Source organism: Streptomyces poriferorum, assembly GCF_019399235.1.
GTDB classification, from domain to species: domain Bacteria; phylum Actinomycetota; class Actinomycetes; order Streptomycetales; family Streptomycetaceae; genus Streptomyces; species Streptomyces poriferorum.
The window spans coordinates 1-6,356 of the sequence record NZ_JAELVH010000429.1 but is presented as its reverse complement, the minus strand read 5'-3'; the positions used below and the strand labels follow the sequence as shown (position 1 = coordinate 6,356).

Annotated in this window: 4 protein-coding genes and 1 pseudogene; 3 read left to right on the top strand and 2 right to left on the bottom strand. The window is 70.4% G+C overall.

Annotated features, from left to right (window positions below):
- Positions 1–1,286 (top strand): annotated as a pseudogene (locus JGS39_RS37665) (TIM-barrel domain-containing protein); the annotation flags it as partial.
- On the opposite strand, the gene JGS39_RS41275 reads toward JGS39_RS37665, so the two are convergent.
- Entirely contained in the window at positions 1,280–1,672 is a 393-nt protein-coding gene (locus tag JGS39_RS41275) for an ATP-binding protein (protein ID WP_306072255.1), read from the bottom strand. The pseudogene JGS39_RS37665 and the gene JGS39_RS41275 sit on opposite strands and share 7 nt — an antisense overlap.
- Positions 1,673–1,934: 262 nt before the next feature.
- Here JGS39_RS41275 and JGS39_RS37655 point away from each other — a divergent pair, with 262 nt between their 5' ends.
- Positions 1,935–2,363, top strand: coding sequence for a GvpU-like protein (locus tag JGS39_RS37655; protein WP_219574277.1), 429 nt, complete (start codon positions 1,935–1,937; stop codon positions 2,361–2,363).
- Between the two features lie 72 nt (positions 2,364–2,435).
- Here JGS39_RS37655 and argS read toward each other — a convergent pair whose 3' ends face one another.
- On the bottom strand, positions 2,436–4,211 hold the full coding sequence (gene argS / locus JGS39_RS37650; RefSeq protein ID WP_219574279.1) for an arginine--tRNA ligase: 1,776 nt from the start codon (positions 4,209–4,211) through the stop codon (positions 2,436–2,438).
- Between the two features lie 168 nt (positions 4,212–4,379).
- On the opposite strand from argS, the gene lysS reads away from it, so the two are divergent.
- Positions 4,380–6,146, top strand: coding sequence for a lysine--tRNA ligase (gene lysS / locus JGS39_RS37645; RefSeq protein ID WP_219574278.1), 1,767 nt, complete (start codon positions 4,380–4,382; stop codon positions 6,144–6,146).
- Positions 6,147–6,356 lie beyond the last annotated feature (210 nt).

Below are 6,356 nucleotides of genomic sequence, written 5' to 3'. Positions count from 1 at the left end.
GCCCCCGTCGTGGGCGCTGGGTCCGCAGCACGCGCGGTGGGGGTTCGGGAGCGAGCGGGAGGTGCGCCGGGTCGTCGCGGGGTACCGGGCGCGGGGGCTGCCGCTGTCGGTTCTCCATCTCGACATCGACCACTTCGACGCGCACCGGGTGTTCACGGTGGACCGCGAGCGGTTCCCCGATCTGCCGGGGCTGGCGAAGGAGTTGCGCGAGGACGGGGTGCGGCTGGTGTCGATCGTGGACCCGGCCGTGGCGGCGGTGCCGGGGAACGCGGTCTTCGACACCGGGGCCGCGGTGGGGGCTTCGGGTGCGTTCGTCCGGGACGCGCGCGGGCGGACGGTGCGCGGGGAGGTGTGGCCGGGTGAGTGCGTGTATCCGGACTTCACCGATCCGAAGGTGCGCGAGTGGTGGGGCGGGCTGTATGAGGAGCGCCTCGCGCAGGGGTTCTCCGGTGTCTGGCACGACATGAACGAGCCGGTGTCCTTCGCGGCTTTCGGTGAGCCCACGCTGCCGCGTTCGTCCCGGCACGCGCTGGAGGGGCGCGGCGGCGATCACCGGGAGGCCCACAACGTGTACGGCCTCGCGATGGCGCGTGCCGGGTACGAGGGGCTGCTCCGGCTGCGGCCGGACGAGCGGCCGTTCCTCTTCTCGCGGTCCGGCTGGGCCGGGATGCAGCGGTACGGGGGGACCTGGTCCGGTGACGTGGCGACCGGGTGGCCGGGGCTGCGGGCCTCGCTGGCGCTGGTGCTGGGTCTCGGGCTGTGCGGGGTGCCGTATTCGGGGCCGGATGTGGGCGGGTTCGACGGTTCGCCGTCGCCCGAGCTGTATCTGCGGTGGTTCCAGCTGGGTGCGTACCTTCCGCTGTTCCGTACGCATGCGGCGATCGACGCGGGGCGCCGGGAGCCGTGGGAGTTCGGGCCGCGGGTGCTCGACGGTGCGCGGGAGGTGCTGGTGGAGCGGGAGCGGTTGCGCCCGTACTGGGTGACGCTGGCGCACATGGCCCGGCTGACCGGGGCTCCGTATGTGCGTCCGCTGTGGTGGGGGGCGCCCGGCGACCGGGCTCTGCGGGAGTGCGAGGACGCGTTCCTGCTGGGTGACGCGCTGCTGGTGGCGCCGGTGCTGGAGCCCGGTGTCGAGGAGCGGTCGGTGCGGCTGCCGGCGGGGCGCTGGTACGACACGGTGAGCGGTGCGGTGTACGAGGGGCCGGGGCAGGTGGTGGTCGGCGCGCCGCTGTCGCGGGTGCCGGTGCTGGCGCGGGCCGGTGCGGTGATTCCGGTGCGGTCAGCGCGCCATTACGGCGAGAATGATCTTTCCTTCGCGGCCGAGGGGGCGGATGGTCACCCGGTGGGCCAGCCGCAGGATCATCGGCCAGCCGAAGCCGCCCGTCCGGCCGGTCAGGTCGGGGACGCGGGACTGCGGATGTGCGGGGCTCGGGTCGGCGACCCGGACGTGCAGGGCGTCGCTGTCGGCCTTGAAGGACAGGGCTGTGACCGCACCGGCGTGCTGGATCGCGTTCGTGACCAGCTCCGACGAGAGCAGCAGCAGGTTCTGGACGGTGCGGGCCGACGGTGTGGGATGCAGCTGCGCGACGAAGGCCGTGGCTGCCGCGCGTGCTTCCGCCGCTCGGTGGGGTGGCGCCGGACACCGCGCGACCTCCCTCCCGGTGGAGGAGATCCCGGTTGAGGGGACTCCGGTGGAGGGGACTCCGGTGGAGGCGATCCCGGCCGAGGGAAGGGGAGCGGCGTCCTGTTTCGTCATCTGTTCTCACCCCGTGAGTCGTGCTTGCAGGCGGCTTCTCCCTGCGTGTACCCGAGACATTTCGGTGTATCCGGAATTCTTCGATCGGGGAAAGCAGGAGGAAGGGAAACGCGTGTCCTGCGGGATTCCGGGCAGGTGTGTGCCTGACACATCTGACCCGCTGCGAAGGGAACGCACCATGAACGAGTCCGTCGAACGCGTGCCGGACTCGACCGCGGTCGTCGTCGAGCCCGTGCCCGATCTCCAGCTCCAGCTGCTGATCCAGCTCCTCGACAAGGAGATGCGGTCCGGGCTGCCCCTCACGCTCACCCTTCCGGCGGGTGTGCTGCACGGTGATGTGATCGGCCACGAGGCGTGGAAGGCCGAATGGGCCAGGAGTCTGCGCCAGGTCGAGGGTGAGGGCGCCAACCTCATCGCGGAGTTCCCCGAGACGGTGGATCAGGGGATCAACGAGCTGCGGTCCGACGAGGACCAGCGGCAGCTGCCCCGCTGGATCCATCTGCGGGACGCGACGCTCGTCCTCGGAGGTTCGGCCCCGATCGGGCTGCCGCTGTGGCGCGGCCGGCTGGCGGACGTGTCCGGGTGGGCGCTCGGGCGGCCCGAGTAGCCGGCGAAGGACGGAAGAACAGGGACGGGGCCCGGCACACCGAAGTGTGCCGGGCCCCGTCCCTGTGCGTGCTCAGAGGCGCTCGGGGGTCCTGATGCCGAGCAGCGCCATGCCCTTGTGCAGGGTGCGGGCGGTGAGGTCGCAGAGGAAGAGGCGGTTCTCCACCACCTCGGCGGGGTTCTCGTCGCTCAGGACGTGGCACTGGTCGTAGAACGTCGTGTAGAGCGAGGCGAGCTGGTAGAGGTACGCGGCCAGCTTGTGCGGCTCGTAGCCCGCCGCCACCTCGGCCAGCACCTCGCCGAACTGGTCCAGGTGCAGGCCGAGCGCCCGCTCGGCCGGGGCCAGTTCCAGCTCCGGGTGCGCGACCGGCTTCGCGTCGCCGGCCTTGCGCAGGATCGACCGGATCCGGGCGTAGGCGTACTGGAGGTACACCGACGTGTCGCCGTGCAGCGACACCATCTGGTCCAGGTCGAACTTGTAGTCCCGTACGGCGGAGGTCGACAGGTCCGCGTACTTCACGGCGCCGATGCCGACGTACCGGCCGTTCTCGACGATCTCCTCCTCGGAGAGGCCGATCTTCTCGGCCTTCTCCCGGACGACGGCCGTCGCCCGCTCGACCGCCTCGTCGAGCAGGTCCTCCAGCCGGACCGTGACGCCCTCACGGGTCTTGAACGGCTTGCCGTCCTTGCCGAGCACGGTGCCGAAGGCCAGCTGGTGCGTCGTGACGCCGTCCTTCAGCCAGCCGGCCCGGCGGGCCGTCTCGAAGACCATCCGGAAGTGCAGGGACTGCCGCACGTCCACCACGTACAGCAGGGTGGTCGCGTCGAGGTTCTGCACCCGGTCACGGACCGCGGAGAGGTCGGTGGCCGCGTAGCCGTAGCCGCCGTTCGTCTTCTTGACGATCAGCGGGGTCGGGTTGCCGTCCGGTCCCTTCACGTCGTCGAAGAAGACGCACAGCGCACCCTCGGAGCGGACGGCGACGCCCGTCTCCTCCAGGATCCGGCAGGTCTCCTCCAGCATGTCGTTGTAACCGGACTCGCCGACGATGTCGGGGTCGTTGATCTCCATGTCGAGCTTGTCGAAGACGGAGTAGAAGTAGACCTTCGACTCGTCGACGAACCGCTGCCACATGGCGAGCGTTTCCGGCTCACCCGCCTGGAGGGCGACGACCCGGTCCCGTGAGCGGTCCTTGAACTCCTCGTCGGAGTCGAAGAGGGCCCTCGACGCCTTGTAGAGCCGGTTCAGGGACGACATGGCGGCTTCGCCGTCGGCCTTCTTGTCGTCCTCGTGGTCCAGCTCGTCGGGGTGCTCGATCAGGTACTGGATGAGCATGCCGAACTGGGTGCCCCAGTCGCCGATGTGATGCCGGGGTACGACGGACTCGCCGGTGAACTCCAGGATCTGCACCATCGCGTCGCCGATCACGGCGGACCGCAGGTGGCCGACGTGCATCTCCTTGGCCACGTTCGGCTGGGCGTAGTCGATGACGGTCGTGCCGGCCGAGGCGTTGTACGGCACGCCGAGCCGGTCCTCGTCGTCCGCGGCACGGGCGGCGAGGGTCTCGATGATCGCCTTGTCCGAGAGCGTGATGTTCAGGAAGCCGGGTCCGGAGACCTCGATGTCCTTGATCAGGTCGCTCGCCGGGAGGGCGCCGGTGACCTGGGCGGCCAGCTCGCGCGGGTTGCCCTTGAGCTTCTTGGCCAGCGCCAGGATGCCGTTGGCCTGGAAGTCGGCCCGGTCGCTTCGGCGCAGCAGCGGGTCCGCGGTACCGGCATCCGGCAGAGCTGCCGTCAGGGCGTCCGCCAGCTGCTGCTGGAGCGTGGAAGCGAGGGAATTGACCGAGGCCATGAGCTGGCTGCCGTTTCCGTAGGGGTACAAGGGATGACCCCAAGTATCCCACGGGCTGTAAAGCGGTTTACGCCTCCGGCCGCGTGCCCCCGTAAAGCCGTTTTCGCGCTGTGGGCGGTACCTGGGAGAATGGTCCTCGCCCCTATGAGTCCTACAAGAGAGAAGGACGTGCCGACCGTGGCTCAGAGTCAGAGCAGCACCGAGACCGACTGGGTCTCCCGCTTCGCGGACGAGGTCATCGCCGAATCGGAGCGTCGTGCGCCTGGCAAACCGGTCGTCGTCGCGTCCGGCCTCTCCCCGTCGGGCCCGATCCACCTGGGCAACCTGCGTGAGGTCATGACCCCGCACCTGGTTGCCGACGAGATCCGCCGTCGCGGGTACACCGTCCGGCACCTGATCTCGTGGGACGACTACGACCGCTACCGCAAGGTGCCGAACGGCGTCGAGGGCGTCGACGCCTCCTGGGCCGAGCACATCGGCAAGCCGCTGACCTCGGTACCCGCCCCGGCCGGCTCCGCGTACGCGAACTGGGCCGAGCACTTCAAGGCGGCCATGACGGCGGCCCTGGACGAGCTGGGTGTCGAGTACGACGGGATCAGCCAGACGGAGCAGTACCTGGCGGGGACGTACCGCGAGCAGATCCTGCACGCGATGCGCCACCGCGCGGACATCGACGGCGTCCTGGACCGCTACCGGACCAAGAAGGACCCGGCGGCCGGCGGTGCCAAGGGCGGCAAGAAGCCGCAGCAGCAGAAGAAGGTCGACGAGGCCGAGCTGGAGGCCGAGGCGGGTTCCGGTGCGGCGAGCGAGGACGACGGCAGCGGCGGCTCGGCCGGCTACTTCCCGTACAAGCCCTACTGCGGCAACTGCGCGAAGGACCTGACGACGGTCACGTCGTACGACGACGAGAGCACCGAGCTGAACTACACCTGCACGGCCTGCGGCTTCGCCGAGACGGTGCGGCTCAAGGAGTTCAACCGCGGCAAGCTCGTCTGGAAGGTCGACTGGCCGATGCGCTGGGCGTACGAGGGCGTGATCTTCGAGCCGAGCGGGGTGGACCACTCCTCGCCCGGGTCCTCGTTCGTCGTCGGCGGCCAGATCGTCCGCGAGATCTTCGACGGGGTGCAGCCGATCGGACCGATGTACGCGTTCGTCGGCATCTCCGGCATGGCGAAGATGTCCTCGTCGAAGGGCGGCGTGCCGACCCCGGCCGACGCGCTGGAGATCATGGAGGCGCCGCTGCTGCGCTGGCTGTACGCGCGCCGCAGGCCCAACCAGTCCTTCAAGATCGCCTTCGACCAGGAGATCCAGCGGCTCTACGACGAGTGGGACTCGCTGGGGCGCAAGGTCGCCGACGGTTCCGTGCTGCCGGCGGACGCCGCCGCGTACGCCCGGGCCATCGGTACGGCCGCCGGTGAGCTGCCGAGCACGCCGCGTCCGCTGCCGTACCGGACCCTCGCGTCGGTCGCCGACATCACGGCCGGGGCCGAGGACCAGACGCTGCGCATCCTCAGCGAGCTGGACCCCGAGAACCCGCTGACGTCGCTGGACGAGGCCAGGCCGCGGCTCGACCGGGCCGAGAACTGGATCACCACCCAGGTCCCGGCCGAGGCCCGCACCATCGTCCGGGGCGAGCCGGACAAGGAACTGCTCGGTTCGCTGGACGAGCAGGGGCGCGAGTCGCTGCGGCTGCTGCTTGAGGGGCTGGACTCGCACTGGTCGCTGGACGGGCTGACCACGCTCGTCTACGGCGTGCCGAAGGTGATGGAGGGGCTGGAGGCCGACGCCAAGCCGACGCCCGAGCTGAAGGCGGCGCAGCGGTCGTTCTTCGCGCTGCTGTACCGGCTGCTGGTCAGCCGGGACACGGGTCCGCGTCTGCCCACGCTGTTGCTCGCGGTGGGTGCGGACCGGGTGCGGACGCTGCTCGGCGCCTGACCGCGTACGCAAGTGGGGCGAAGGGCCGCCACCCGGGGATCCGGGTGACGGCCCTTCGTTTTCCCCCGCGCGGGGGAAGTCGCGGGGGATGCGCCTCACGGGGGTGAGGCACGTGTGGGGGTTCTTGTGGGGTGCGGTGGTGCGGTGGTGGTTCGTGGGGTGGTGGTGCGGCGGTGGTTCGTGCGGTGGTGGTGCGGCGGTGGTTCGTGG